General features: G+C 36.9%; 23 protein-coding genes. 7 read left to right on the top strand and 16 right to left on the bottom strand.

The window, feature by feature from the left end; genetic code table 11:
- Positions 1 to 2 precede the first annotated feature (2 nt).
- Positions 3 to 452: a nucleoside deaminase gene (locus tag GGR42_RS10690; RefSeq protein ID WP_167963697.1), complete on the bottom strand. Its 450-nt coding sequence runs from the start codon at positions 450 to 452 to the stop codon at positions 3 to 5.
- A 115-nt stretch (positions 453 to 567) separates the two neighbouring features.
- On the opposite strand from GGR42_RS10690, the gene GGR42_RS10685 reads away from it, so the two are divergent.
- The 3 genes from GGR42_RS10685 to GGR42_RS10675 are packed head-to-tail and all read left to right on the top strand — an operon-like array spanning position 568 to position 4,208.
- Entirely contained in the window at positions 568 to 2,340 is a 1,773-nt protein-coding gene (locus GGR42_RS10685; protein WP_167963695.1) for a 1-deoxy-D-xylulose-5-phosphate synthase, read from the top strand.
- Positions 2,318 to 3,436, top strand: a complete 1,119-nt coding sequence (locus tag GGR42_RS10680; RefSeq protein ID WP_245201431.1) for a DUF3078 domain-containing protein — start codon at positions 2,318 to 2,320, stop codon at positions 3,434 to 3,436. Before GGR42_RS10685 ends, GGR42_RS10680 begins: the two co-directional genes overlap by 23 nt.
- A gap of 25 nt (positions 3,437 to 3,461) precedes the next feature.
- Positions 3,462 to 4,208 (top strand): arylamine N-acetyltransferase family protein, encoded by a 747-nt coding sequence (locus tag GGR42_RS10675; protein WP_167963693.1) that lies wholly within the window; start codon positions 3,462 to 3,464, stop codon positions 4,206 to 4,208.
- Between the two features lie 12 nt (positions 4,209 to 4,220).
- Here GGR42_RS10675 and dgt read toward each other — a convergent pair whose 3' ends face one another.
- Positions 4,221 to 5,564, bottom strand: coding sequence for a dGTP triphosphohydrolase (dgt, locus tag GGR42_RS10670; RefSeq protein ID WP_167963691.1), 1,344 nt, complete (start codon positions 5,562 to 5,564; stop codon positions 4,221 to 4,223).
- Positions 5,565 to 5,737: 173 nt separating this feature from the next.
- On the opposite strand from dgt, the gene GGR42_RS10665 reads away from it, so the two are divergent.
- Both GGR42_RS10665 and GGR42_RS10660 read left to right on the top strand, forming a co-directional pair.
- Positions 5,738 to 7,984, top strand: a complete 2,247-nt coding sequence (locus tag GGR42_RS10665) for an inorganic phosphate transporter (protein WP_167963689.1) — start codon at positions 5,738 to 5,740, stop codon at positions 7,982 to 7,984.
- Positions 7,985 to 8,028: 44 nt separating this feature from the next.
- Positions 8,029 to 8,751 carry a DUF6503 family protein gene (locus tag GGR42_RS10660; RefSeq protein WP_167963687.1) on the top strand — a complete coding sequence of 241 codons (723 nt, stop codon included), beginning with the start codon at positions 8,029 to 8,031 and terminating at the stop codon, positions 8,749 to 8,751.
- Positions 8,752 to 8,757: 6 nt separating this feature from the next.
- Here the strand turns inward: GGR42_RS10660 and GGR42_RS10655 are convergent, their stop codons facing one another.
- From GGR42_RS10655 to GGR42_RS10640, 4 genes are all read right to left on the bottom strand, one after another.
- Complete coding sequence (locus tag GGR42_RS10655; RefSeq protein WP_167963685.1) at positions 8,758 to 9,888, bottom strand: AEC family transporter; 1,131 nt, start codon at positions 9,886 to 9,888, stop codon at positions 8,758 to 8,760.
- 108 nt (positions 9,889 to 9,996) lie between these two features.
- Positions 9,997 to 11,190 carry a pyridoxal phosphate-dependent aminotransferase gene (locus GGR42_RS10650; RefSeq protein WP_167963683.1) on the bottom strand — a complete coding sequence of 398 codons (1,194 nt, stop codon included), beginning with the start codon at positions 11,188 to 11,190 and terminating at the stop codon, positions 9,997 to 9,999.
- A gap of 27 nt (positions 11,191 to 11,217) precedes the next feature.
- Complete coding sequence (locus GGR42_RS10645; protein WP_167963681.1) at positions 11,218 to 11,703, bottom strand: hypothetical protein; 486 nt, start codon at positions 11,701 to 11,703, stop codon at positions 11,218 to 11,220.
- Between the two features lie 22 nt (positions 11,704 to 11,725).
- Complete coding sequence (locus GGR42_RS10640; protein WP_167963679.1) at positions 11,726 to 14,674, bottom strand: TonB-dependent receptor; 2,949 nt, start codon at positions 14,672 to 14,674, stop codon at positions 11,726 to 11,728.
- Between the two features lie 539 nt (positions 14,675 to 15,213).
- On the opposite strand from GGR42_RS10640, the gene GGR42_RS10635 reads away from it, so the two are divergent.
- Entirely contained in the window at positions 15,214 to 15,678 is a 465-nt protein-coding gene (locus tag GGR42_RS10635; protein WP_167963677.1) for an Lrp/AsnC family transcriptional regulator, read from the top strand.
- 3 nt (positions 15,679 to 15,681) lie between these two features.
- On the opposite strand, the gene nadD is transcribed toward GGR42_RS10635, so the two are convergent.
- The 6 genes from nadD to GGR42_RS10605 all read right to left on the bottom strand — a co-directional run bounded on the left by nadD (position 15,682) and on the right by GGR42_RS10605 (position 20,446).
- Positions 15,682 to 16,266 (bottom strand): nicotinate (nicotinamide) nucleotide adenylyltransferase, encoded by a 585-nt coding sequence (gene nadD, locus GGR42_RS10630; protein ID WP_167963675.1) that lies wholly within the window; start codon positions 16,264 to 16,266, stop codon positions 15,682 to 15,684.
- Between the two features lie 4 nt (positions 16,267 to 16,270).
- Entirely contained in the window at positions 16,271 to 16,852 is a 582-nt protein-coding gene (gmk, locus tag GGR42_RS10625) for a guanylate kinase (RefSeq protein WP_167963673.1), read from the bottom strand.
- Positions 16,852 to 17,709, bottom strand: a complete 858-nt coding sequence (locus GGR42_RS10620; RefSeq protein WP_167963671.1) for a YicC/YloC family endoribonuclease — start codon at positions 17,707 to 17,709, stop codon at positions 16,852 to 16,854. Before GGR42_RS10620 ends, gmk begins: the two co-directional genes overlap by 1 nt.
- Positions 17,710 to 17,821: 112 nt before the next feature.
- Positions 17,822 to 18,634, bottom strand: coding sequence for a 3-keto-disaccharide hydrolase (locus tag GGR42_RS10615; RefSeq protein ID WP_167963669.1), 813 nt, complete (start codon positions 18,632 to 18,634; stop codon positions 17,822 to 17,824).
- A 1-nt stretch (position 18,635) separates the two neighbouring features.
- On the bottom strand, positions 18,636 to 19,379 hold the full coding sequence (locus GGR42_RS10610; protein WP_167963667.1) for a 3-keto-disaccharide hydrolase: 744 nt from the start codon (positions 19,377 to 19,379) through the stop codon (positions 18,636 to 18,638).
- Positions 19,380 to 19,393: 14 nt separating this feature from the next.
- A complete protein-coding gene (locus GGR42_RS10605; protein WP_167963665.1) occupies positions 19,394 to 20,446 on the bottom strand; it encodes a sugar phosphate isomerase/epimerase family protein in 1,053 nt (350 codons plus the stop codon).
- A gap of 147 nt (positions 20,447 to 20,593) precedes the next feature.
- On the opposite strand from GGR42_RS10605, the gene GGR42_RS10600 reads away from it, so the two are divergent.
- Positions 20,594 to 21,058, top strand: coding sequence for an ASCH domain-containing protein (locus GGR42_RS10600; protein ID WP_167963663.1), 465 nt, complete (start codon positions 20,594 to 20,596; stop codon positions 21,056 to 21,058).
- Positions 21,059 to 21,113: 55 nt separating this feature from the next.
- On the opposite strand, the gene GGR42_RS10595 is transcribed toward GGR42_RS10600, so the two are convergent.
- From GGR42_RS10595 to GGR42_RS10580, 4 genes are read right to left on the bottom strand one after another with little or no spacing between them, the layout of a single operon-like run.
- Positions 21,114 to 22,250 carry a Gfo/Idh/MocA family protein gene (locus GGR42_RS10595; protein WP_167963661.1) on the bottom strand — a complete coding sequence of 379 codons (1,137 nt, stop codon included), beginning with the start codon at positions 22,248 to 22,250 and terminating at the stop codon, positions 21,114 to 21,116.
- A gap of 39 nt (positions 22,251 to 22,289) precedes the next feature.
- Positions 22,290 to 23,516: an MFS transporter gene (locus GGR42_RS10590; RefSeq protein ID WP_167963659.1), complete on the bottom strand. Its 1,227-nt coding sequence runs from the start codon at positions 23,514 to 23,516 to the stop codon at positions 22,290 to 22,292.
- A gap of 47 nt (positions 23,517 to 23,563) precedes the next feature.
- Positions 23,564 to 24,007, bottom strand: coding sequence for a DinB family protein (locus GGR42_RS10585; RefSeq protein ID WP_167963658.1), 444 nt, complete (start codon positions 24,005 to 24,007; stop codon positions 23,564 to 23,566).
- A gap of 20 nt (positions 24,008 to 24,027) precedes the next feature.
- Positions 24,028 to 25,020 (bottom strand): sugar phosphate isomerase/epimerase family protein, encoded by a 993-nt coding sequence (locus tag GGR42_RS10580; protein WP_167963656.1) that lies wholly within the window; start codon positions 25,018 to 25,020, stop codon positions 24,028 to 24,030.
- Positions 25,021 to 25,082 lie beyond the last annotated feature (62 nt).

The raw sequence follows: 25,082 nt of genomic DNA, 5'->3' as shown, positions 1-25,082 counted from the left end.
TTTCAATTTAGGTTACGCTTTTTGATAAAAAACTTTTTTAACAATTCTGATGCTTCGTCCTCCATTATTCCCCCAACTATTTTGGTTTTTGGATGAAGTGTGGTCCCCATGACACCACAACCTCTTTCTGTATCCGTTGCACCGTACACAATCTTAGGTATTTGGCTCCAATATAGCGCCCCAGCACACATTTGGCAGGGTTCTAAGGTCACATACAAAGTACAATTGTGTAGGTACTTTCCTCCTAGAAAATTGGCCGCAGCGGTAATGGCTTGCATTTCTGCATGGGCAGTGACATCATGTAATTGCTCTGTTAGGTTATGAGCTCTTGCTATGATCCTATCCTGCACAACCACAATAGCTCCAACAGGCACCTCTCCCAAATCAAAAGCCGCTTCAGCTTCTTGCAAGGCCTTTTTCATAAAATAATTATCATCAAAGGGAAGTATCATTAATAGAAATTAAAAAGCCAAGATACTATTATATTTTTCCTATTAAAAATACAATTTTGCCCTTCTTTTATTAGCATTTTAAAACATCTATTTAACGTACCTTTGTTAGTCATTGATGGAACTACTTAAAAAAATTGATTCTCCAAAAAATCTTCGTCAGTTAAACACTTCCGAACTACCTCTACTTGCCAAGGAATTAAGAGAGTTCATAATTGATATTGTGGCAGCTAAAGAAGGCCATTTAGGAGCAAGTTTAGGAGTGGTGGAACTCACTGTTGCCCTGCACTATGTTTTTGACACGCCCAATGATAAACTTATTTGGGATGTAGGCCACCAAGCCTACGGACATAAAATATTAACAGGCAGAAAAGAGATTTTTGACACCAATAGACAACTTGGGGGCATCAGTGGTTTTCCTAAACGAAGTGAAAGTGAATATGATGCTTTTGGAACGGGACATAGCTCCACTTCTATTTCTGCAATATTGGGTATGGCCATTGCCTCCAAATTAAAAGGAGATCAATCCACTCAACACATAGCTGTTATTGGTGATGCATCCATTGCAAGTGGAATGGCCTTTGAGGGGTTAAATCATTTGGGAGTTACAGATACAAACGTTCTTATTATTCTAAACGATAACGCAATTGGAATTGACCCCAGTGTGGGCGCGCTGAAAAAATACCTGACCAATGTTAAAAAAGGAACGGCCAAAGACGAGAATGTTTTTGAATGTCTTAACTTAAATTATACAGGTCCAATTGATGGGCACAACTTACCCCGTCTTTTAAAAGAACTGGAACGCCTAAAGCATATTAATGGTCCCAAACTGCTTCATATAATTACTACAAAAGGAAAAGGCTTAAAAAAAGCCGAGGAGAATCAGGTAACCTATCATGCTCCAGGAAAGTTTAATGCGTCAACTGGAGAATTAATTCAAAAAAGTAAGGAGGCAATGCCGCCAAAATATCAAGATGTATTTGGGTACACCTTAGTTGAATTGGCGCGTAAGAATGAAAAAATTGTGGGCATTACCCCTGCTATGCCAACCGGGAGTTCTCTTAAATTTATGATGGAACAGATTCCAGAAAGAGCTTTTGATGTTGGTATTGCAGAACAACATGCAGTTACCATGGCAGCCGGTATGGCTGCTGAAGGCCTGATACCTTTCTGTAATATTTACTCCACATTTTTACAACGTGCCTACGACCAGGTCATTCATGATGTGGCCATTCAAAATCTACCTGTTATCTTTTGTTTGGACAGAGCGGGTCTAGTGGGTGAAGATGGTGCCACACATCATGGAGTGTACGACATGTCCTATTTACGATGTATTCCCAATCTAATTATGTTTGCCCCAATGAATGAGGTTGAATTGCGCAACATTATGTACACAGCACAGTTGGGATTACCAAATCCCATTGCCATAAGGTATCCCAGAGGGCACGGTGTAACCAAAGAATGGAAATTTCCTTTTGAGAAGATTGAAATTGGCACTTCTAAAGAGCTCAGAAAAGGTTCTAGACTGGCCATACTTTCTATTGGATCAATTGGAAACCATGTTGCAGAACTTTTGGAAGAATTAAACCAACCTAAAGAAATTGGGCAATATAATATGCGCTTTATAAAACCTTTGGATGTTAAACAACTGGATATTATTTTTGATACATACGAGCATATCATTACCCTGGAAGATGGGTGTAAAATAGGCGGCTTTGGCAGCGCTGTTCTGGAATATGCCAATGAATTACAACATACAAAACCCATAACCATTTTTGGGCTCGAAGACTTTTTTATAGAACATGGAAGAGTCGATGAGCTTTATAAGATTGCAAAAATAGATGTAGGAACACTTAAAAGTTTTATTCTTGATACACTTAATACCAACTAAACCATTACCAAAAACAATTTTGTTTGTTTTTATTGCTTTATTCTTTGGACAAATTAGCGCACAGCGTATTCCTGCGCTTTCCAAATTGGACACTGTAAGCATTAAGACCAATGGCTATAGGCCCGTCTATATTAAAATTGCCAATAGACCTCGTGGCGTTTTTCTTGCCACTCCCTTTCCATCCTTTTTAAAGACTAAACCCTTAACAGAAAAGTACAAACCCTTTATACCTCCTTCTTTTTGGACAAAAAAAAACCAATTGGATATAAAATTAAGCGAAGTGGCCTTTGTCAACTGGAATGCCGGGGGTGAAAATTCAATTTCTACCCTGGGAAATATGGAGTTTGAAAGAAATTATAAATTTAGATATATACAATGGGATAACAGCCTTAGGTTTAGATATGGACTAAATGCCCAAGATGGTCGTAAAGTAAGAAAGACAAATGACGAGATAAGATTTGCTTCCACTTTTGGATTTAGAAAGGACACCATCACAAACTGGTACTATTCACTTAAAGCAAATTTTAATACCCAATTTTCCAACGGATATAAATACCCGGACAGGGATAATCCCATATCCAGATTTATGGCTCCTGGATATGTGTTCCTTGGAGCGGGAACCTCTTACATTCCTGAAGGAAAAAAATTAAATTTTTACTTCTCCCCTATAACCCACAAAGCAACCTACGTACTGGACCAAGACTTGGCCAATCAAGGAGCTTTTGGAGTAAAAAAAGCTTTGATAGATGATGAGGGAAACATTATTAAGGAAGGTGAAAGCAGGTATATGGAACTGGGAATATTAATTACCAATTCCTGGGAGACTACAGTGGCAGAAAATATTCTCTTAAACAACAGAATTAATCTTTATACAGATTATTTGCACAGTTTTGGGAATGTGGACCTAGATTGGGAATTAAACCTCAACCTTAAAGTAAACCAATATGTAAATGCCTCTATTGGAACCCATGTTATATTTGATGATGACATTAAATTTGATGAAGAAATTGCCAATGATGGAACGATAATTAATCCTGGTGAACCAAAAATACAGTTTAAACAACTTTTGGGAGTTGGGATAGGTTATATTTTCTAACAGAATTTTATTATTCTCCCATACTATGAATATTGAACCTTACTTGCATAGAATAAATTTTCATAAGTCACCACAAGTAAGCAAAGAGGTTCTTTTTGAACTTCAAAGAAACCATCTGTTACATGTCCCTTTTGAAAATTTAGATATTCATTATGACAGAAAAATAAGCCTTGAGGTAAGTAACATTTATAAAAAAATTGTTGTTGACAAACGTGGCGGGTTTTGTTATGAACTCAACGGATTATTTTTTCACTTACTTAAAGAAATTGGTTTTAACTCAAAGTTGATTTCAGCTAGAGTTTATGAGAATGGGACCTATTATCCCGAGTTTGATCATTTGGCCATTGTAGTCCATTTAAACAATGAAGAATACTTGGTGGATGTTGGTTTTGGAAAATTTTCATTGGAGCCTCTTAAAATTGAAATGGGCAAACAAATCAATGATAGTTTTGGGTACTTTCAATTTGATAAATATGATTTAGATTATTTTAGAATAAATGAGCTAAAAAATAAAGAGTTGGCACCCGTATATATTTTTAAGACCAAAGCTCGAGAACTATCAGAATTTAAGGAAAGATGTGAGTACAACCAAACTAGCGAACATTCCCATTTTACCCAGAAAAAATTAATCTCAATTGTAAATATCGATGGAAGAGTTACTTTGAACAATGAGCAACTTAAAATTACTCATTCTGGGGTGGAAAAAGTAATCCAATTTAAAAAAAGAGATTTTGAAAAAAAGCTAAAAGAATATTTTAATATAGAAATGTAAGGCTAAAAGTTTCTATAGTTGTTTCCCCATAATTTTATTATGAATATGCACTGCGGCACTATCAGACAAACTCGCAACATAACAACAGGTATTTAGCAAAATATGATATAAAGACATATTTGTTCTTTGATAAAATTCTGGTAAGGTCTGTATTAATAACCCATCATAATTAGAACTGTTACCTTCCTTTTTTCTAACCAAGGCACCAGTATAGACATCTAAAATATCAGAAATAATTTTATACCCGGCTATTTCCTTTTCTATCACTTCATGGGATTGGTAAATTCTCTCCACACTCAATTTAATTATATCCTTGGTCTGTGCTATATATTTACTTTTATCCAGCAAGGAAACATCAAAATCACCACTTAATATTTTATCTTCATTCTCAACAAAAATGTCAGCTGCGTCCTGTATTAAGGTGTTTATTGCCAATGCCCTTAGATAGCTTAATCTATCTTCCATGTAGGCAATAGCATTGTATTTTTTTGTATTAATCTTATCCTTCACTAATTTTATTAAATACTCCAAAGCATAATCTTCTGGAATTAGTCCAAGGTTAATTCCGTCCTCAAAATCTATAATAGTATAGCAAATATCATCCGCAGCTTCAACCAAAAAAGTAAGTGGATGCCTAGAAAAACTAAAATCCTCTCCCGTTCTTGTTGGTATCAACCCTAATTCATCTGCCACTTCCTTAAAAAAATCTTTTTCCGACTGAAAAAAACCAAACTTCTTATCTGCAATATGTTTTGTAGGCTTTTTAGGAAGGGATTCCTTTGGATATTTCATAAAAGCGCCCAAGGTCGCATAACTAAGTCTAAGCCCTCCTTTTACTCCTTCCTTGGATTCTGAAAGCAATTTAAAACCATTGGCATTCCCTTCAAAATCTATGATATCCCGATATTCTTTCTTCGTTAAATCTTTTTGATATTTTGCCCCTTTACCCGACTTAAAATATTCCCCAATAGCCTTTTCACCACTATGTCCAAAAGGAGGGTTCCCAATATCGTGCGCCAAAGCCGCTGCCGCCACAATAGAGCCAAAGTCACTAAATCTATAACCATGGACTTCTGAGAGATATGGATGCTTGTCCAGCAATTTTTTGCCCACAATCCGCCCCAAACTTCGGCCAACAACGGAAACTTCCAAACTATGTGTAAGGCGCGTATGTACAAAATCTGTTTTGGAAAGCGGTATTACCTGGGTTTTATCCTGCAAACTCCTAAAAGCAGAAGAAAATATAATGCGATCATAATCTACCTCAAAGCCCAAACGGGTCTCATCTTGTTCTTTTCTAAGTCTTTTAAGGGTATCGCCTTGGCGTTTTAAGGATAGTAATTGCTCCCAGTTCATGGTTCAAATAAAAATTTAAGGCTAAGATACATGAAATTGGATGCTTTTTGTTTCCAAACCATATGGTAAAAGCTAAATTTGCATAATGGGTTGTTCTCACAAATGTGTTTGATAACCTTATTTTAACCTTAGAGCCAAATTATAGTGGCATTTTTGTGATTATTTGAAATTTTATGGGCGAAAATATTTATGTTTTCATGATTGCTGCTCTAGCAATCCTTGCTGTTACAGATTTGGTGGTAGGTGTTAGTAATGATGCAGTTAACTTTCTAAATTCCGCTATTGGCTCCAAAGCCATTTCTTTTAAAACTATAATGATTGTTGCCAGTGTGGGTATTGCCTTTGGTGCTATGACCTCAAGTGGCATGATGGAGGTGGCCAGAAAGGGAATTTTTAATCCTACTGAATTTGTCTTTTCTGAAATCATGATCATTTTTATGGCAGTAATGATTACCGACATTCTGCTTTTGGACTTCTTTAATACTATGGGAATGCCCACTTCTACAACGGTTTCCATCGTATTTGAGCTTTTGGGTGCAGCGGTGGCCATTTCATTGGTTAAAATTATTGGTAGCGGAGGTGGTTTTTCAGATTTGCCCAATTATATTAACACAGAAAAAGCAACTGAAATTATTTTTGGCATTCTTCTCTCAGTTGTGGTAGCATTCTCAATAGGAGCTGTGGTCCAATTTATATCCCGTGTATTAATTTCTTTTAAGTTTGATAAAAAACCTAAATGGGTTGGTGCCTTATTTGGTGGTTTTGCCATTACCGCTATAATCTATTTCATTATTGTTAAAGGCTTAAAAAGCGCCTCTATTTTAGGAGGCTCAGTAACCGAGTATATTGCCACAAACCCTGAGTTATTTTTGTTGGCGAATTTTGTATTTTGGACACTTGCTTCTTGGCTGGTGACCTCTGTAACTAAATGGAACATCTATGTAATCATTATCGTCTTGGGTACTTTTGCCTTGGCCATGGCCTTTGCCGGAAATGATTTGGTAAACTTTATTGGAGTTCCCATTGCCGCCTTACAGTCTTTCCAAGATTGGCAAGCTTCAGGTGTTATGGCCTCTGATTACTCCATGGATGCCCTTGCAACCGGCGCAGTAAGAACCCCCACTCTTTTATTGTTGTTATCCGGAATTGTAATGGTCATTACCCTTTGGTTCTCCTCAAAGGCTAAAAATGTAGTAAAAACCAGTGTAGATCTTTCCAGACAAGATGAAGGAGATGAGCGCTTTGAACCAAATTTTTTATCCCGTCAAATTGTAAAATTTTCTATTAGAGCATCGGAAAGTATGGGAGGAATACTTCCAACTTCATTGAACAATAAAATAGACCGTCAGTTTGAAAAACCATATGTTTATGTCCCAAAAAGTAGGGTTCAGGACTTACCTGCCTTTGACCTAATTCGAGCATCAGTAAACCTAATGGTTGCAAGTGTTCTTATTTCCATTGCCACATCCATGAAATTACCTCTTTCCACTACCTATGTGACATTTATGGTGGCCATGGGAACATCCTTGGCAGATAGGGCTTGGGGGCCAGAAAGTGCGGTATATAGAGTAGCTGGGGTATTAAATGTTATAGGTGGATGGTTCTTTACAGCAATAAGTGCTTTTTTTGCAGCGGCTGTCATTGCTTATATTATCCATCTTGGTGGTATAGTTGCCATTATTATTTTATTAATTGTTGCTTTTCTATTGATTGGCAAAAACTATTTGTCCCATAACAAAAAAATAAAAGAGACCAAGCTAGAGGAAAAACTCCAAAAAGCAGAAAGTAATTCCATTCTTGGTTTAATAGATGAAAGTACCAGCAATGTGTCCTTGGCAATAACTAGAGCCAATAAAATATACACCCAAAGTATTGAGGGGTTGGCCAAGCACAATTTGGAGGAACTTAAAAAGAGCAAAAAGGGCATTGGAAAGCTTAATGACGAGGTAGAAGAATTAAGGGATAATATCTTCTACTTTATTAAAAACCTGGATGAATCCAATGTTGGTGCCAGTAATTTTTATATTACTTCTTTGAGTTTTTTACAGGACATGACACAATCCTTGGAATATATTTCCAGAGCTGGTCATAAACATGTAAACAACAACCATAAAAAACTAAGATTCAATCAAATCAAAGATTTAAAAGAGACAGATGTTTATGTTGATGAACTTTTCTCAAAGATTGCCGATATTTTTAGAACAAAAAACTTCTCGGAATTAACGCCCCTCATTATAAATAAAGAGGCCTTATTTAGTAAAGTAGACCAAAAAATTCAAAAACAGGTGGCTCGAACAAGGGCCGACGAATCTAGTCCCAAGAATACCGCATTGTATTTTAGTCTTCTATTGGAAACCAAAGATTTACTTGTTGCCACTATGAATCTTTTGGAAACCTATGACCAGCATGTAAACATTTAAAGGGAATTTTTGTAATTTGGAGGTGAATTCTCCCCCCTTTTGAAATGAAGACACTTTATATTGTACTTTTCTGTTTTCTGTTTTGTCCTTTATTATCCGTTGGACAAGAATTAACAGGCCCTAAACTTCTAAATCGTGCAATAGAATACCACGATCCCAATGGAACTTGGAAAACCTTTAAAGGAAAACTTTCCATTACTATGAAAACCCCTGATAAAAGTAATAGGATAAGTGATATTATTTTAGACCTCCCCGAAAAGTACTTTAGTCTTACCGTTAAGAAGGATGGGGACATCACGGAACAAACGCTACACAAAGAAAAATGTGAGCTGGCCCTAAATGGCAATACTAGTTTATCCCCCAAAGATATTAAAAATCATAGGCTAACATGTGACCGCACAAAAATGATGAAGGATTATTATACCTACTTATATGGTCTACCCATGAAATTAAGAGACCCAGGGACCCATGTAGCCCCCAAGGTGTATCCAAAACATTTTAGAGGAAAAGACTATTTGGCAATAAAAGTAACCTATGACGAAAGTGTTGGTAAAGACACTTGGTATTTTTATTTTGATCCGGAAACCTATGCCATGGAAATCTATCAGTTTTTTCACGATGAAAGAAAAAATGATGGTGAATTCATCATTTTAAATGGAATCGAGGAAGTTCAGGGAATAAAAATGCCTAAAACCAGAGCTTGGTACTTTAACAAAGATGATAAATATCTTGGAACAGACATATTAACCAAGACAAGTTCTCTTTAGAGACCGTTATTCATCCAGTTCCAACTCTTTTATAATTCCATTTTTCCACTCCGGTTTTTTAGTTTTTTTTTTGACTGCTTTTATTCCTTTTGGAATAAGTGAAAATAAAATCATGGCTATTCCCAAAATAATAAGTGCCATAGGATTTGCAACATAATCCCCAAAATAAAACACGGAAATAATTAAAAGTGTGGAAAAAGGTAGTGAGCATGCCAGAATAGAAACAGCAAAATCCAAATCAAAAGTAGGCTTATCTTGACCATCCTTATCCTCAAGGCCCTTTACGGCACTCATGTGGGCAAAAGGCCAAAAACTGCAAGAACTCTGTGGAAAAACAATCAAAAGAAGCATCATGCCTGTGGAAAGCTCTGGTAATAAAAATATAAAAACCGCCGATATACAAAATGTAATTCCAGCTCTCCAAGTCAACATCTGAAATATATACCTAAAATCAGAAAACTTTATCCTAACTGCCATTCCAATAAAGAGAAGCACCAACGGAACCATGATCACACTTAATCTACCTATTGTATTTTGTAAAAATTCTGGAAACGAAGTAATGTTAAAACCAAAAGCCAACATCAATAAGGCAATTATAATAACCATATTTATAGGCTCATTCAATAAGGAAAGTAGCAGGCTTTTAAGTTTGCTCTTATTACTGGCATTGCTTTTTTCTGCTCTTTTTCTATACCAATACATGGCAAGCATATATAATATAATGAGACCAAAAATCTTGTTTCCAACATCTGCCAATGCTGCCAGCGCCAAAAAATCATCCCCTAAATATGCAATAATAAACGGAAAGCAGGATAATCCCGGTGCCAGGGAAGGCAATAACATATTCAAGGTTCTTTTCTTATTTTCATCATGAATAGGAATGGAAAAATCCAATAGATACCTAACAGCAAAAAACATTAAAAAGTTAAAACAAAGAGCCATCAAGGGCAATACCAACAAAGACTCATCCAACTTTATTTTTAAAAGGGCCAAAAAGATAGTCGCAGGCAGTGCTATACTAAGTATAATGGTTTTTAAGCCTCCAAGACTTTCTTTTTTAGGCACTTTTTTTTGAAGCAGAATCCCTAAAAGAATAATGAGAAGCAGTTCAAATGTTTTTTGCAAAGCAATATTCATAGAAAACAAAAAGTTTAAAATTGAAACTCGAAACTAAAGTGTATAGCCAAACCAGACAATGGTATAAATTCCATTATCCAATATCTGATTCAGCTATTAATTGATTATTTAAACAAGCACTTTTTGAAGTGCACTTACGAATATTTTCATTTCGTCCATGGTGCCCATGCTAACACGACACCATTTCTTTCCTAAAAATTGAAATGCCCTAACTCCCACCTTAAGAGCCGTCATTTTCTCAAGAAAATCTTTTCCTTCCATTTCAATTGGGAAAATCATAAAACTAGTATACGAGGGCACTGGCTCCAGTCCCATATCCTTTAAACTAGTAAAGACATAATCTCTAGCCGCAGCATTTAAAGTTCTTGACTTGTCTTGGAATGCAACATCATCCATACTGGCCATTGCGGCAAAAATAGAAGTATAAGATATTCCCATACCCCCTCGTGTAATTTCCTGAATTCTCGCAATAGTTTCTGGTTGAGCCACACCATAACCGACTCGTAATCCCGCCATTCCATGAATTTTAGAAAATGTTCTTGCTACTATCACATCCTTACCCTCATTGACCAAGGACACCATACTTTGTTTGGTACCATCTCCTAAAAACCCAAGATAAGCTTCATCAACAAAAACAGGAACTTTTTCAGAAACACGAGAACAAAAATCCAAAAGCTTGGTAGGATCTGTTAAAGTCCCTGTTGGATTGTTAGGGTTACATATGTATACCAAATTCGTGTATTCGTTTACTGCAGCTTCCATTGCATCCAGATCGTGCGACCAATCATCCTTTAAAGGAACTGGTTTCCATGTTCCTCCAGTAGCTTCTGCCACTCTCATCAAGGACATATAAGATGGATCTGCAGATACTACATTTCCTCCTCCTTTAAAAAAGACCATTCCAGTTTTTTCCAAAATATCCGACGAGCCTGGACCCATAATAATATTTTCTGCTTTTACTCCCTCATGAGCAGCAATCTTGTCTATAAGATCAAAAAGCTCTCTCCAAGCATATCTGTTCCCTTTTGTTGCAACTTTTTTCAAAGCATCTACAGCCATAGGTGATGGGCCGTAAGGGTTTTCATTGGCATTTAATTTTGCCAATAGGGCATCTGGTTTTGGATACTCCTCTAAAACAAATTCTTGGAAAAACGGGCTATATTCCACATTGCCAAGCTCATTTAGCAGTAATGGTGCCTTAGGAGTCTCGCTTATCCCTAGATAAGGTAATAATGTCATACCGCCTGCTGTTAAGGCACCGGTTCTAATCCAATCTCTTCTGCTTAACTTTTTTGTTTCCATGATGTGGTTATTGTTCTAAAATGATTTTTAATTTGATTCTACCGGCTCTGCGTTGATTCCAAGGCTTCCAGCAGCTACAATAGTTGTCCCCGAATAAACATTTATGTGTGAATCCATTGTTGGAACAGTGTCATAAAAAGAGGTATCTGTAATAGCATAAAACTTGGTGTCGCTTAACTCCCCACTATCACCAGAAACATCATATAAATCTAACATAGTTGATGTTTCCATTCCAATATCTCCCATCATTATACTTGTTGGGTACATTTCTCCAGCAACCGTGTTATAAACAGAAACTTGAACCAATGTCTGCCCAGCTGTATCTTCCCAGAATACCACCCTACCATATATATCAGTTCCAGCATCTACAGATTCTATAGTATAGGCTATGAACTTTGTTAACGTTCCACCTCCCTCTGCTGTAGTAAGTACGGGCTCCAATCTTTCATGTTCACAAGAAAAGGTAGAAATTATCAGGAACAAAAACGATATTTTTTTTATAAATTTTGTCATAATTATGTTTTTTGCAATTTTACTATAGACTAAATGTTAATCTGCCAAAATAATATGCTCCACTTGAGCCTTGTTGGTAGGTAGAATACAAGTAGAAAGTTCTTTGTTCATACCTTTGTATCTCTGGATATTCATTAAATATATTGTTTCCACCCACAGTTAGACTAAGGCTTGGAGAAAACTTATAGGTAAGCCCTATATCCGTAGTGAACTCAGGAGTATAGGTTTGATCTGGATATCCAAAAGTCCCATCCTGTAAATCCGCCTGATTATTATCCAAATCTGTAACCGATCCATATCTTGTTCCTCTGAGTAATGCTGAAAACTTTCCAAAATCATACGTTACAGTTCCAATAATTTTGGAGTTTGGCGTACCGGTCTCGAATTGACCTATTGAAGCTCTACTAACATATTTGGCCTCCAACTCCTCATCGGTCAAAGCCGTATTTAAATCTGGCACAGTGGCGCCTTCAAATTTATTTTCCCTAAAGGTTCCCGACAAAACTAACCCCAGCTTATTTTCACCTACATAGGTGTTATAGTTGGCCACCACTTCTATCCCTTTTGTACTGATATCTCCTCCATTGATTCTAAAGTTTGCCAATCCTGAGCCTATTACTGGGCCTAATGCAGGCGCATCTGCTGAGCTAAACGTGTTTGTTTGAAAAATTCTATCTTTTATATCAATTTTGTATGCATCTACTGTTAAATCCAATTTATCGAACAATTTGGTTGTAAATCCAAAACTGACATTTGTAGATTTTTCCTCTGTTAATTGCCCAACTCCAATGGCCCTTGCTGCAGAGCTGCTGTTAGGATATAAAGTACCATCAAAAGGCACCAAGTTAACGAAGAATGTAAAACTATGCGAGTAATTAAGTTCTTGTAAGGAAGGTGCTCTAAAACCAGTACTAAAGGACCCTCTTAAAGCAAAATTATCTGAAAGTGATAATCTAGATGCCACTTTTCCAGTAAATACACTTCCAAAATCTGAATAATTTTCCGTTCTAACCGCAGCACCAACAAAGAAATTATCGGTCACATCCAATTCGGCATCCAAATAGGCCGCTATTACTGTTCTAAAGCTATCACTTGCATTTTCTGGAGAAAACCCACTAAAGCACTGACAGTTCAGGGCAAAACTTTTTACCAATTCCCTACTTATTCCTGCATAAGGCAAAACCAAAGGGTTGCCGCTATCATCGACTATTGGGTTGCCCCCAAGGTCCTCCAATGGAAAACCATCTGGCCCTATTAACAATTCATTGTCCTCGGTTGCAGTATAAACTCCTGCCTCACCTGCGGTAAAACTTTCAGCTTGTCCCTCTTCTATTTTATAGTTCTCCATTCTATACTCAACACCTGCAGCAATATTGAATCCTTCCATTACATTATCAAAATATCTGGAAATATCCAAGTTAGCAGTATTTTGAGTAAAAGAATGTTTTCCCAAATCCATTTCAGTTGGAGAAGCGTTCCCTAAACTTGCATTCCATGTATTGAACATATTAAAGTTCATTCCATTAGTTCCAAAAGTATTGCTCAAATCAAATTTATACTCTCCCAACATGCCACTTACACCAGCAGAAAAGGCCAAGTTGGTTTGATTGGAATATATCTGGGGTCTAAATCCATTGGGGAAAAGTTCATAGCTAAATCGGTCTGTTTGCGCTGCCCTTCTATAAAAACAGCTAAACCCTTCAGTAAACTTAAAACCTACATCACCAAATGAATAAAAATTAACTTCATCATTAAGCGGAATCTCAAAATTATAAGCAAGTGTTCCAATGTTCATTGCCGGAAGCCCTGCATAGGTCGCAACATCTTTTTGTTCTATTCCCCTTGCATTCATAAGGCCTGCAACTGTTGTTAATTCTGATGCCGCTGCAGCATCTCCGTTGGCCAGTGCGACAACTAACTCTGGATTGGTTATAATTGGGTTTCCATCTGTATTTGTTAATTCATTGTTTAAATAATTAGAGCTATACAAAGGCGCTCTGGACAAAGCCAATACTGTAGGCCTTATGGTACGTTTTGCTTGTCTAAGCATTCCTGTAATATTTAAATACCCTCCATTTTCAAAACCAAAACCATAGTTTCCATCAAATTGGTAGTTAAACCCATCCGCGCCAGTATCCCTGTCCAATGCCTTTTCATCATCTGTTAAATCAGAATCACTCAAGTCCGGAGGAGAGTTTGGATAGCCTCCTACCGTAAGAGCTCCTGTAAATTTGTTTGTGCCCTTTTTCATGACAATGTTCATTACCCCCGCAATGGCATCCGACCCGTACTGTGCAGAAGCACCATCTCTTAGAATTTCTACCCTCTCAATTGCTGCAGAAGGAATAAGGCTCATATCAACGGCATTTGCAGGAGTTCCTGTTTGATTTCCAAGAAGTAGTGCAGAACTATGTCTTTTTTTACCATTGATCAACACCAACATTTGGTTGGGAGCCAAGCCCCTTAATGAGGGTGGAGCCACATGTGACGATAAATCTCCTCCTTGTGAAACAAATGCGGTAAAAGAAGGTGCGGTTGTGGCAAGCATTTGAGACAAGTCTGTTTGTGGAATATTAATGGATTGCTCGGCAATATTAATAACATCCACAGGAACCGGTGTTTCCAGCTTGGTTCTTGCTTGGCCCCTAGACCCCACAACTACAATTTCTTCCAATGCTTGGGCAGAAGTTGATAGCATTACATTTAATGTGGTTTTTCCAGCAATTCGCATTTCTTTAGTTCCAAATCCCAATGAAGAAAATACTAATGTGCCAGTGCTTGGCGCATCAATTTCATAGTTCCCATCAAAATCAGATGTCGTACCAGTAGAAGTTCCTTTAATTACAACATTTACTCCAGGCAATGGTTCTCCGCTGTCATCCGTTATTTTTCCCGAAACTCCAATCTCCTGTGACTGGAGTGTCGAAAAAAAGCCTGATATAAACAACAACATTAGTAATAATTGTTTCATACAAAATATTTTAAAGGTTGAGTTATTGAGTTTTAGTTTTGACAATACCACACCATCCCAACTTTTTTAAGATGAGAAGCATATATGTCTTATGTGAGAAGTAACCGGTTACCACCATCCAAACAACACAATGTTGAATGGCCATAACAATGTTAAAGAGAAAATCCCATTATTAAAAGATTCTTAAAAGTCATGGGGCTACCTGTATTCATTGCTATTTTGAAAAAAGCTAAGGATATGGGAATTATATATTGAAAAATTGACATATTGTTAGAATCAATAAATATCCCTTCTTAAAATTTATCGAAAAATCAAGAAAATTGAGATTGATATTTTTTTCATTTTGCCAATATGAAGGCGAAAAATCAATAAAAAATTATATTATTGGCGTTTTTTTTAAGACATCGATCAAAATTTTACCAAAATATTGTCAATTATAATTTAGAAATAATCTAAATAGATTTTAAGGCCCTCCTGAAAGGCATTCTCTGGATAAAATATGTCCCAATCTTGTTAAATTGTGGTTAGCAAATCTTTAAATGATGAAAAATAAGTTGGACAAAGTTGATCTAAGTATCCTCTCCCAGTTATCTGGAAATGCCCAGATGCCCTACACCGAAGTTGCCAAAAGCATAGACATCTCTCCCGGCACCGTGCACATGAGAATTAAAAAAATGCGCGATATGGGTGTTATCAACGGTACAACACTTTGTTTGGACTATTCCCACATGGGGTGGAAATTAACTGTGTTCATTGGGGTTTATCTTAAAGAGAGCCGTTTTTATGATGAGGTCATAGATGCATTGAAAATTATACCAGAAGTGGTTAAAATTCATCATATTACAGGTAAGTACGATTTATTCATTAAAATACATTCCAAGGACATACATCATTACAGAACCATTTACCAAGAAGAGATTTTGACCATTAAAGGGATTAAAAAGACCGAAGCCTTTATTTCCATGGAAGAAAACCTAAATAGGCATATTCTTTTTGAGGAGTAGATTCTATCTATAAAAATTCATCTCGTCCATATACTTCCAAACAGCATCTGGCAATAATGCTCGGATATTTTTTCCTGCTTTGTGCTGTTTTCTAATAAAAGTAGATGAAACTTCCATGATGGGAGCGTCTACAACATGAATCTTTGATTGACCCTTAAATTGATGCTCATTAATATCATCTGTTATTCTGGGATACACATAAATATCATGGTTTTCCAAGATAACCTCATAATTTTTCCACTTATGAAACCCTTTTAGGTTGTCCTCCCCCATTATCAATGAGAATTGATGTCTCTTACCATACTTCTCCTCCAAATGAACCAATGTATTGATAGTATAATTTGGCTGAGGAAGTTCAAACTCTACTTTACTGGGCTTTAATTTAGGGTATTCTTTAGTGGCTTCATAAACCATCTGATATCGATGATGATTTTCTAACAGTGTTTTTTTTGTTTTAAAAGGACTCTGTGGAGTAATGATTAACCATACTTCGTCTAGATCGGAAAACTCTACCATATGGTTGGCAATTGCCAAATGACCAATGTGTATAGGATTGAACGTGCCAAAATAAAGTCCAATTCTTGCCATCTTTTTATTTTCTTTTTACTCCAATAAAATCCGCAACCAATTGATGGGCTTCATCCAAGGCGGTATCCAAATCGTAATTCTTTATGATTTTATCAAATTGTGGTGCGGTTGCCAATTCTACAGAGGCTTTAGCTATTCGCATATTTATTTTTTCTTCGCTTTCAGTACTGCGCTTTTTTAAACGAATTTTAAGCTCGTCAACACTTGGCGGTTTTACAAAAACTGCCAATGTTTCTTTTGGAAACTTCTTTTTTATACGCAGTCCCCCTACTACATCAATATCAAAAATAACATTCTTACCTTCTGCCCAAAGTCGTTCCACCTCGGTTTTTAAAGTGCCATAAAAATTATCTCTATACACTTCCTCCCACTCTATAAAATCATCTTCCTTTATATGCTTTTTAAACTGGGAAATGGACATAAAATAGTAATTTACCCCTTGTTTTTCTTTTCCTCTTCTAGGCCTTGATGTAGCAGATACCGAAAAAGCAAGATTTAGCTCCTCCTGTTTTAATAGGTGCTGTACAATGGTGGTCTTACCACTACCCGATGGTGCCGAAAATATAATAAGCTTACCCCCTTTCATTACAGAACATTTAGCATTTGCTCCTTAATCTTTTCTAGCTCATCCTTCATTTGGACAACCAATTGCTGCATGGGAGCAAAATTTGCCTTGGAACCAATTGTGTTAATTTCCCTTCCTATTTCTTGGGAGATAAACCCAAGTTTTTTTCCATTGGAGTCCGCTGAAGTCAAAGTAGATGAAAAATAATCCAAATGGTTCTTTAATCTTACTTTTTCCTCGGTAATATCATATTTTTCCAAGTAATAGATAAGTTCTTGTTCAAACCTATTTTTATCCAATTCAACCTTTAAATCAGCCACTGCTTTTTCCAAACGCTCCCGTATAGTGCCAATTCTTTCAACGTCCATCTTTTTAACCTCTTCCAATAACTCTTGTAAAGATGATATGCGTGTTATGAAGTCTTTTTCCAAGACTTTTCCTTCCTCCGTCCTAAATATGTTTATTTCGGATAATGCCTTTTTAAGTACTTCTTGAATGGTTTTATATTCTTCTTCATCTATATCCGCCTTGTCTGTTTTAAGTGCATCTGGCAACCGCATGGCAATATCCAACAACCTAAGATTATCCCCATTGGCCATATTTCCCAATTGGTCCATATATGTTTTTACGACTTCCTCATTTATTTTAGTGGTTGTCTCATTACCCGTTAGCTCTATATACAGCCCAAAATCTACTTTTCCCCTTAGTAAAGAATTGGCTATTATTTTTCTGAGCTCCAATTCCTTTTCTCGATAATTAGATGGAATTCTGGCATTTAAATCTAAATTTTTACTATTTAAAGATTTAATCTCAATAGTTATTTTTTTTGATGGAAGTTGTATTACATGCTTCCCAAAGCCTGTCATGGACTGAATCATAAACTGATTTTAATGTGGCAAAGGTAGATAAAAGATTTTTTGAAACTAAATATCCCCAAGTCAGAAACTTGGGGATGTTTTCTTTTTCTTTGATTGAATATTTGTTCGTTGATTATAGCTCTCTCACCCAAATATTTCTAAAGCTTACCCTACTATTATCACCATGATCTTGCAATTGAATAGGTCCCTTTCCATGTGGTGGGTTTTTTGGCCATCCAATATAAGGTGTGGTTCCTTTAAGTTCAACATGGTCCTGTACCAATACACCGTTATGAATTACGGTCATCGTACCAGATTTAATCTTTCCGCCTTCGTCATTAAACTCAGGGGCATGATAAATAATGTCATACGAATTCCATTCTCCTGTGGGTACGGAAGCCATGGCCAAAGGGACATGCTGTTTGTACAAAGACGCCACTTGCCCATTTACATAGGTTGGATTATTGTTATTGTCCAAAACTTGTACCTCATACAATCCTGAAATAAAAACACCACTGTTTCCTCGACTTTGGTTCTCTCCATTTATCTCGGCAGGGGATCTCCATTCTATATGCAGTTGTATGTCCCCAAAATTTCTTTTGGTCTGTATAAATCCAGTCTTGTCCTTCACCGTCATGCTTTTGTCCTCGTTTAAATGCCATACAACCTCTGTACTATCGTTCAACATGACCCATTCATCAAAATTGGTTCCATCAAAAAGGACTATGGCGTCACTAGGAGGAGTTCCATTGACAGCTGGGGATACTTGTGGCACCTTGGGTTCGTAAAATTCGGTTTCTTCAGGTTTTGTCGGCTCACCCTCGCCCATATACTCTTCATGAACAATTACTTTTGGGCCTTCTTCAACAACTGACTCGACTTTTGCTTGCTCTTGACAAGCAATAAATAATAATAGGGCCAATGCCCCTACACAATACTTTTTCATACTAAAGTTCTTTGATTTTTATATTTCTAAAGGCCACCATATTTCCATGGTCCTGCAAGCCTATTTTACCTGTAGCATATTTTCCAAAATGCTCCCAGCCATTGAACTTTGACTTGGAAACCATTTCTGACCATTCAGGGTCATTAACAGGAAAAGTAACAATTTCTTCACCGTTCAATACAATAATACCTTCATTGGTCTTATGGTTAATAGTAATTACACAGGTGTTCCACTCCCCAGCGGGGTTCACAACATCCTTGGAGGAAGGTGCTACCATATCATACAAGGCCCCTGCCTGATGAGTAGCTCCCACTTTTGCATCTGGATGTCTTTCATCATCCAATACTTGTATTTCTGGTCCTGATTGATATGCTTCCGGCAAAGCCTCTAACTCCTTTACTCCCCAAAAGATACCACTATTGCCTCCTTCTCCTATTTTCCAATCTATAGAGAGTACAAAATCTGTATACTCGTTATCTGTCACTATATTGGCTCCTTCACCATGCCCCTCTTTAGTTGGAGAGAATACCATAGCACCATCTTCCAATTTCCAAACGTCAGGAACACCTTCTCCGTTATACACATGCCAACCATCAAAAGAAGTTCCATCAAACAGGGTAATCCATTTCTCATTAACCTCCTCAGTAACAGCCTCTGTTTCTGTAATTTCAAGGGTTTCCTTTGCTTTTTCCTTACAGCTTGTTAATACAATCACCAATGCTGTCATCCATAAAATGTTTTTCATATATCTAAGTCGGTTTATAATCCTAAGATTCCTTTAAGCAATTCTTTATCTGTATCTCCTCCGGCAAAATCATCAAATGTCTTTTCAGTGGCCTCTATGATGTGGTCTTGAATAAATTTGGCGCCTTCTCTAGCCCCCTGTTCAGGGCTCTTTATGCAACATTCCCATTCCATTACGGCCCAAACATCACATCCATATTGAGTTAATTTTGAAAAAATAGATTTAAAATCTATTTGTCCATCTCCCAAAGAACGATATCTACCTGCTCGGTTTCCCCAATCATTATAGCCTCCAAATGCTCCCTTTTTACCTGTAGGATTAAATTCCGAATCCTTTACATGGAAAGATTTAATAAATTCGTGGTAATGGTCTATATAAGTAATGTAATCCAACTGCTGTAAAACAAAATGACTAGGGTCATATAAGATGTTTACACTTTTATGGTTGCCTGTTGCTTCTAAAAATCGCTCAAAGGTATCCCCATCGTGCAAATCTTCTCCGGGATGGATTTCATAACAGACATCTACACCCTCTTTATCAAAATGATTTAGGATGGGAAGCCATCTTTTTGCCAATTCTGCGAATCCCATTTCAACCAATCCAGCAGGGCGTTGTGGCCAAGGGTGCATTGTATGCCAAAGCAATGCGCCTGAAAATGTTGCATGGACATTAAGACCCAACCGTCTACTTGCTGTTGCTGCATTCTTTACTGTCTTTACTGCCCATTCTGTACGGGCCTTGGGCTTCCCTTTTACAGCATCTGGGGCGAAACTATCAAACATTGCATCATAAGCTGGATTCACAGCTACCAATTGCCCTTGTAAATGAGTTGAGAGTTCCGTTATTTCCAGTCCATAGGAATTGATTTTCCCTTTAAGCTCGTCACAATAGGTTTGACTTTCTGCAGCTTTATCCAAATCAATTAAAAATGATTCCCATGTTGGAATTTGAATTCCTTTATACCCTAAATCGGATGCCCATTTACATAGTCCGTCCAAAGAATTATAGGGTGCTTCACTATCTACAAATTGTGCCAAAAAAACGGCAGGTCCTTTAATTGTTTTCATTCATTCAATATATTATGGTCGTTTTGTATTCTGGTAGTGTTTAAGAATTATGCCTTATATTTAGTTGATTTTTATTTACTCAATAAATTTCAAAAAGGAAAGTTATAAATATAGGGATTACTAAGGAATTTAGAACAATAATTTACAATGGATAACGCTTCGGCCAGAAATTTATGGGGAGATTATTTAGACACCCATTTAGAGCATGTTTTTGTGAATACGCCCAAGGTGGTGCATTTTTGCGATAATGAAAAAGATGCCAACGAATGTGCAAAATTAGTCATGGCGAACAAAAAGAAAGCCACTTCGCATTCTCTACTGGGGCTACAATATCGAAATGAAGCCCTTCCCAAGTTAGGCGACTTTACCATAATGACGGATTGGGAAGGAAAAGCACAATGCATCCTGAGAACGACCGAAGTTAGGTTAAAGCCCTTTTTTAGTATTGATGCTTCATATGCTCAAATAGAGGGGGAAGGCGACCAAAGCCTTGATTATTGGAAAAAAACCCATTGGGAATATTACAAAAGGGAATTGGAGCCTTTTAGTCGGGTGCCTAGAGAAAGTATGATTGTTGTATGTGAAAAATTCGAGAAGGTTTTTGAAAGATAATTGATAAAAAAAGCCACTATAAAGCGGCTTTTTTTATTTTAAATTTTTTGGAATTCTATTCCATTTCTATCCAAGTATTTCCATTCTTGTGAGATTCCACGGTGCTTTCTATAAAGTTCATTCCTCTTACACCATCAATCATAGTTGGGAATTCCCCATCATTGTATTTCTCACCTCTAATGGCCTTTGCTGCTCCTTTATAAATATTCGCCATGGAATCAAAGATTCCTTCTGGGTGACCTGCTGGAAGTTTTGTTCCATCCAACGACAGTTCAGAATTATAGGCATGCCCTGGTTTATAAACTTGTAAAGGTTCTGTATCACTCATTTTATATAAGAAATTTGGTTTTTCCTGCTCCCAACGGAAAGCTCCTTTTTCGCCATAGATAGCAATAGCCAACCCGTTCTCTTCACCTGTAGCAACCTGGCTACCACGTATTACTCCCTTTACATGGTCTCCCATACGGATAAGAACTGTACCATCCACATCCATTTGGTTGTCTTCATAGAGATAGTTAAAATCACATAATAGAGATTTTACCTTTAAACCTGTGGTAAATTCAACCAAGTTAAAGGCATGTACCCCAATGTCCCCCATACAGGAACTGATCCCCGCCTTTTTAGGATCCAACCTCCAGACAGATGAACGTTTTTCCTTATCGTGAATAATGGTATTTATCCATCCTTGATAATAACGAGCATCTACCTTATGTATTTTTCCCAAGACGCCAGCCTTAATCATTTCCCGCATTTGGCGCACCATAGGATATCCAGTATAGGTATGTGTAAGTGCAAACACAGTACCTGCCTTTTTATGGGCTTCTTGTAAAATCTTGGCCTCTTCCAATGTAGTTGTCATAGGTTTTTCACAGATAACATGAAATCCATTGTCTAACAACTTCTTAGCCATTGGGAAATGTAGAAAATTGGGCGTAAGTATAGAGCAAACCTGTATTCGTTCTTCCGCTGGAAGCTTTAGTTCTTCCTCAACCAAGGTGTCAAAATCCTTATATATTCTATTTGTTGGGACATCTATTTCTTTTGCAAAAGCAATGTTGGCATCCCAATCCGGATTAAAACATCCTCCTACAATTTCATAATTATCATTGATGAAGGATGCAACCCTATGTAACACTCCAATAAGGGAATCTCCTCCCCCTCCTAAAATTCCTAATCTAATCTTCTTTGGCATATTTCAATTCAATTTTAAAAAACTATACTATATTCTCTTTTATGCTGTGTGCCCTATTCTTTTCTTCTCTATTTTTTTTCTCATAAAAAACAGGATTCCAAAAAGCACTACTAAGGTCAGTGGGAAATAGACCATAAAGCCCAAGACCGCCTTGCCCGCAGCAACGTCTGCAACCGCTCCTTCAAGGCCTGATGCTAATGCTGTAGCTTTTTCATTATCTAATCTGGAACCTATAATTGGGTTCCAAATGGAAGTGGCGAACATACCGGCACCTCCCATTAAAGACATCCCTAAGGCTCCAGTTTTAGAAGTGTACTCAGAGGTGAAACCAATCATGGTAGGCCAAAAATAACAAACACCCAATGCAAACAAAGCTGCTGCAAAGTATATCATACCGCCTTCTGCAACACTCATAAAGTAAATGGCAGAGGCCGTAATAATGGCCGACATAAATAGCACACCTATTGGATTTAATCTATGAACAATTGGCCCTGCAAAAAATCTCCCTAAAGCCATAATACCTGTAACAAGGGCCAATACCAGCATAGGGCTAGCGCCAGAACTACCTAATATTGTTTCTACCCATTGTTGTGGAATAAACTCTGAGGTGGCCGTTAAAGTCATACAAACCATCATAAACCAAAACAAGGGATTGGCCAAAGCTTTAATATTTGCAGATGTATCTGATTCTATATTTTCTGATTTTGGAAATTTTTGGGTAAAAACTAGAAAACCATAAATTAAGGTTGGTATAAACATAGTGGCAATTTGCAATTGCCAACCCATACCAGCATCTGTCATAAACTTTGACACCAAAGAACCAATAACAAGCCCCCCAGGGAACCAAACATGGAATTTGTTCAACATAGCCGTACGGTTATTGGTATACATATCCGCAATCAATGGATTACATGCGGCTTCCACAGAACCATTGGCAAAACCTATAAAAAACGTAGAAATTATTAGAGTCCAAAAGCCTCCTGCGAAAATAGTGAGAACTAAGCCCAAAATATGGCATATAAATGCGACAAAAAGCAATTTTTTTGCTCCAACTTTATTATAGATTAACCCTCCCAAAATCATTGCTAGGGGAAAGCCCAAAAAAGCCATACTATTTATCCACCCTAATTTCTCGTTTGAAATTTCAAAATCTAGGCCCAATTGCGAAAGTATTCCCGCACGAATTGCAAACGTCATTGACGTTACTATCAAAGAGATACACGCAGCTAAGAAAATTTTGTTTTTATTTACTACATCATTACTCATAATTACTTGTTTTTTGGTTGTTTAATTTATCGTTAGTTAATCTTAAGTTATCGTTTGTAAAAGACATAATCCAATGAAGGCGGTTCTATGCCATTGTTTCTAAAATCCATCAAAATTTGTCCTCTATGATGGGTTGAATGATTTATAATATGAAACAAAATATCGTTAAGTGTATTGGCAAACAATCTCCCTTGTGAGTTTTCATAATCTATTCTTTTTTCAAAATTGTCCGCATTGGTTATAATTTCGAAAGAACTTCTTTGGTTTTCATAATGAATATCTCCCCAATCCTTAATGGGGTGAACATCCCAAACACCATACGTTGGTTTTTTATCAATAATTCTTGCATTCCAAATATGGTGCGCGTTTAGCATATGACTAAATAATTGGGTGCTTTTCTCTGGAGCGCTGTTCAAGGTACTGCACTCATCTATAAGTTTTTTGTTGCAATAAAAATTGTAGTCAAACAGTTGGTTAAAAAAAACTTTCATGTAATCTTTTACAACAGGTTTTAGTTTAGTTTGGTTACGGCATTTAACAAAAGTTCTTTTGTTGCCAAAATACCTTCCTCTTCACCTAGGTCCCATCCTTCATATTCTACTCCAATATAACCATTATATCCAGCATCCTTAACAATTTTAAGTATTCTTTCGTAATCCATTCTTGTTTCATTTCCATCTTTGTCAAAATTGTATGCTTTTGCACTAACTCCTTTGGCATAAGGCATTAATTCTGATATACCTTTATATATGTCATACATTTCCGCACATTCCCATTTATCATCTTTTCTTTCCATTTTAACACAGAAATTACCAAAATCTGGTAAGGTTCCACAGTTATCCATGCCAACTTCATCCATAACCTTTGCCAGCATATTGCCTTTAGAAGACAAGCCCCCATGGTTTTCCACTATGACATTGATATTTTTCTTCTTTGCATAGGTAGCCAATTGGGTTAGTCCATCCACTGAATTCGCTATCCATTCCTCTTCATCGTTGCTCCCAGCCAAATTTACACGGATAGAATGACATCCCATGTCAGCGGCAGCATCCACCCATTTATAGTGGTTCTCTACAGCTTCTTTTCTTTTCTCTGTGTCAGAAGTTGCCAAATCACCTTGACCATCTATCATTATCAAAATATTCTCCAACCCATGTTTTTTAGCTTCAGCATTGGATTTTTCCACAAAGGAGGCCATGGCCTCCTCCGAAAAATTAGCAGCTTCCAATTCTGGATAATATAATTGGCTAACATATTCCAAGCCATCAAAACCCCAATTTTTTGCTTTTTCTGCAAAAGTGTACGGGTCCACGCTATCCTGTCTAATCATTTTATTAATAGACCATTGCGCCAATGAAATCTTAAAGAAAGGTTTGTCTTCTACAACAGTCTCCTCAACAACTTCAGCTTCTTTTTTCTTTGAATCCTTACATGAAAGCCCTCCCAACAACAATGACATCATGCCAAAAACACATATGTATTTAAAAATACTCCTTAACTTCATTTTTGTATTTTAATATTAATCAATGCTCTACAACGTTATAGTGTGACTCTACTAAAAAGAGT

This window comes from Saonia flava, assembly GCF_011927795.1.
GTDB classification, from domain to species: domain Bacteria; phylum Bacteroidota; class Bacteroidia; order Flavobacteriales; family Flavobacteriaceae; genus Saonia; species Saonia flava.
The sequence above is the reverse complement of the archived record's forward strand: the minus strand, read 5'-3'. Positions and strand labels throughout refer to the sequence as shown.

Excerpts from the sequence above, each read along its gene's own strand:
- GGR42_RS10690 (WP_167963697.1), bottom strand. The coding sequence starts at position 452 with ATGATACTTCCCTTTGATGATAATTATTTTATGAAAAAGGCCTTGCAA.
- GGR42_RS10685 (WP_167963695.1), top strand. The coding sequence starts at position 568 with ATGGAACTACTTAAAAAAATTGATTCTCCAAAAAATCTTCGTCAGTTA.
- GGR42_RS10675 (WP_167963693.1), top strand. The coding sequence starts at position 3,462 with ATGAATATTGAACCTTACTTGCATAGAATAAATTTTCATAAGTCACCA.
- dgt (WP_167963691.1), bottom strand. The coding sequence starts at position 5,564 with ATGAACTGGGAGCAATTACTATCCTTAAAACGCCAAGGCGATACCCTT.
- GGR42_RS10665 (WP_167963689.1), top strand. The coding sequence starts at position 5,738 with ATGGGCGAAAATATTTATGTTTTCATGATTGCTGCTCTAGCAATCCTT.
- GGR42_RS10660 (WP_167963687.1), top strand. The coding sequence starts at position 8,029 with ATGAAGACACTTTATATTGTACTTTTCTGTTTTCTGTTTTGTCCTTTA.
- GGR42_RS10655 (WP_167963685.1), bottom strand. The coding sequence starts at position 9,888 with ATGAATATTGCTTTGCAAAAAACATTTGAACTGCTTCTCATTATTCTT.
- GGR42_RS10650 (WP_167963683.1), bottom strand. The coding sequence starts at position 11,190 with ATGGAAACAAAAAAGTTAAGCAGAAGAGATTGGATTAGAACCGGTGCC.
- GGR42_RS10645 (WP_167963681.1), bottom strand. The coding sequence starts at position 11,703 with ATGACAAAATTTATAAAAAAAATATCGTTTTTGTTCCTGATAATTTCT.
- GGR42_RS10640 (WP_167963679.1), bottom strand. The coding sequence starts at position 14,674 with ATGAAACAATTATTACTAATGTTGTTGTTTATATCAGGCTTTTTTTCG.
- GGR42_RS10635 (WP_167963677.1), top strand. The coding sequence starts at position 15,214 with ATGATGAAAAATAAGTTGGACAAAGTTGATCTAAGTATCCTCTCCCAG.
- nadD (WP_167963675.1), bottom strand. The coding sequence starts at position 16,266 with ATGGCAAGAATTGGACTTTATTTTGGCACGTTCAATCCTATACACATT.
- gmk (WP_167963673.1), bottom strand. The coding sequence starts at position 16,852 with ATGAAAGGGGGTAAGCTTATTATATTTTCGGCACCATCGGGTAGTGGT.
- GGR42_RS10620 (WP_167963671.1), bottom strand. The coding sequence starts at position 17,709 with ATGATTCAGTCCATGACAGGCTTTGGGAAGCATGTAATACAACTTCCA.
- GGR42_RS10615 (WP_167963669.1), bottom strand. The coding sequence starts at position 18,634 with ATGAAAAAGTATTGTGTAGGGGCATTGGCCCTATTATTATTTATTGCT.
- GGR42_RS10610 (WP_167963667.1), bottom strand. The coding sequence starts at position 19,379 with ATGAAAAACATTTTATGGATGACAGCATTGGTGATTGTATTAACAAGC.
- GGR42_RS10605 (WP_167963665.1), bottom strand. The coding sequence starts at position 20,446 with ATGAAAACAATTAAAGGACCTGCCGTTTTTTTGGCACAATTTGTAGAT.
- GGR42_RS10600 (WP_167963663.1), top strand. The coding sequence starts at position 20,594 with ATGGATAACGCTTCGGCCAGAAATTTATGGGGAGATTATTTAGACACC.
- GGR42_RS10595 (WP_167963661.1), bottom strand. The coding sequence starts at position 22,250 with ATGCCAAAGAAGATTAGATTAGGAATTTTAGGAGGGGGAGGAGATTCC.
- GGR42_RS10590 (WP_167963659.1), bottom strand. The coding sequence starts at position 23,516 with ATGAGTAATGATGTAGTAAATAAAAACAAAATTTTCTTAGCTGCGTGT.
- GGR42_RS10585 (WP_167963658.1), bottom strand. The coding sequence starts at position 24,007 with ATGAAAGTTTTTTTTAACCAACTGTTTGACTACAATTTTTATTGCAAC.
- GGR42_RS10580 (WP_167963656.1), bottom strand. The coding sequence starts at position 25,020 with ATGAAGTTAAGGAGTATTTTTAAATACATATGTGTTTTTGGCATGATG.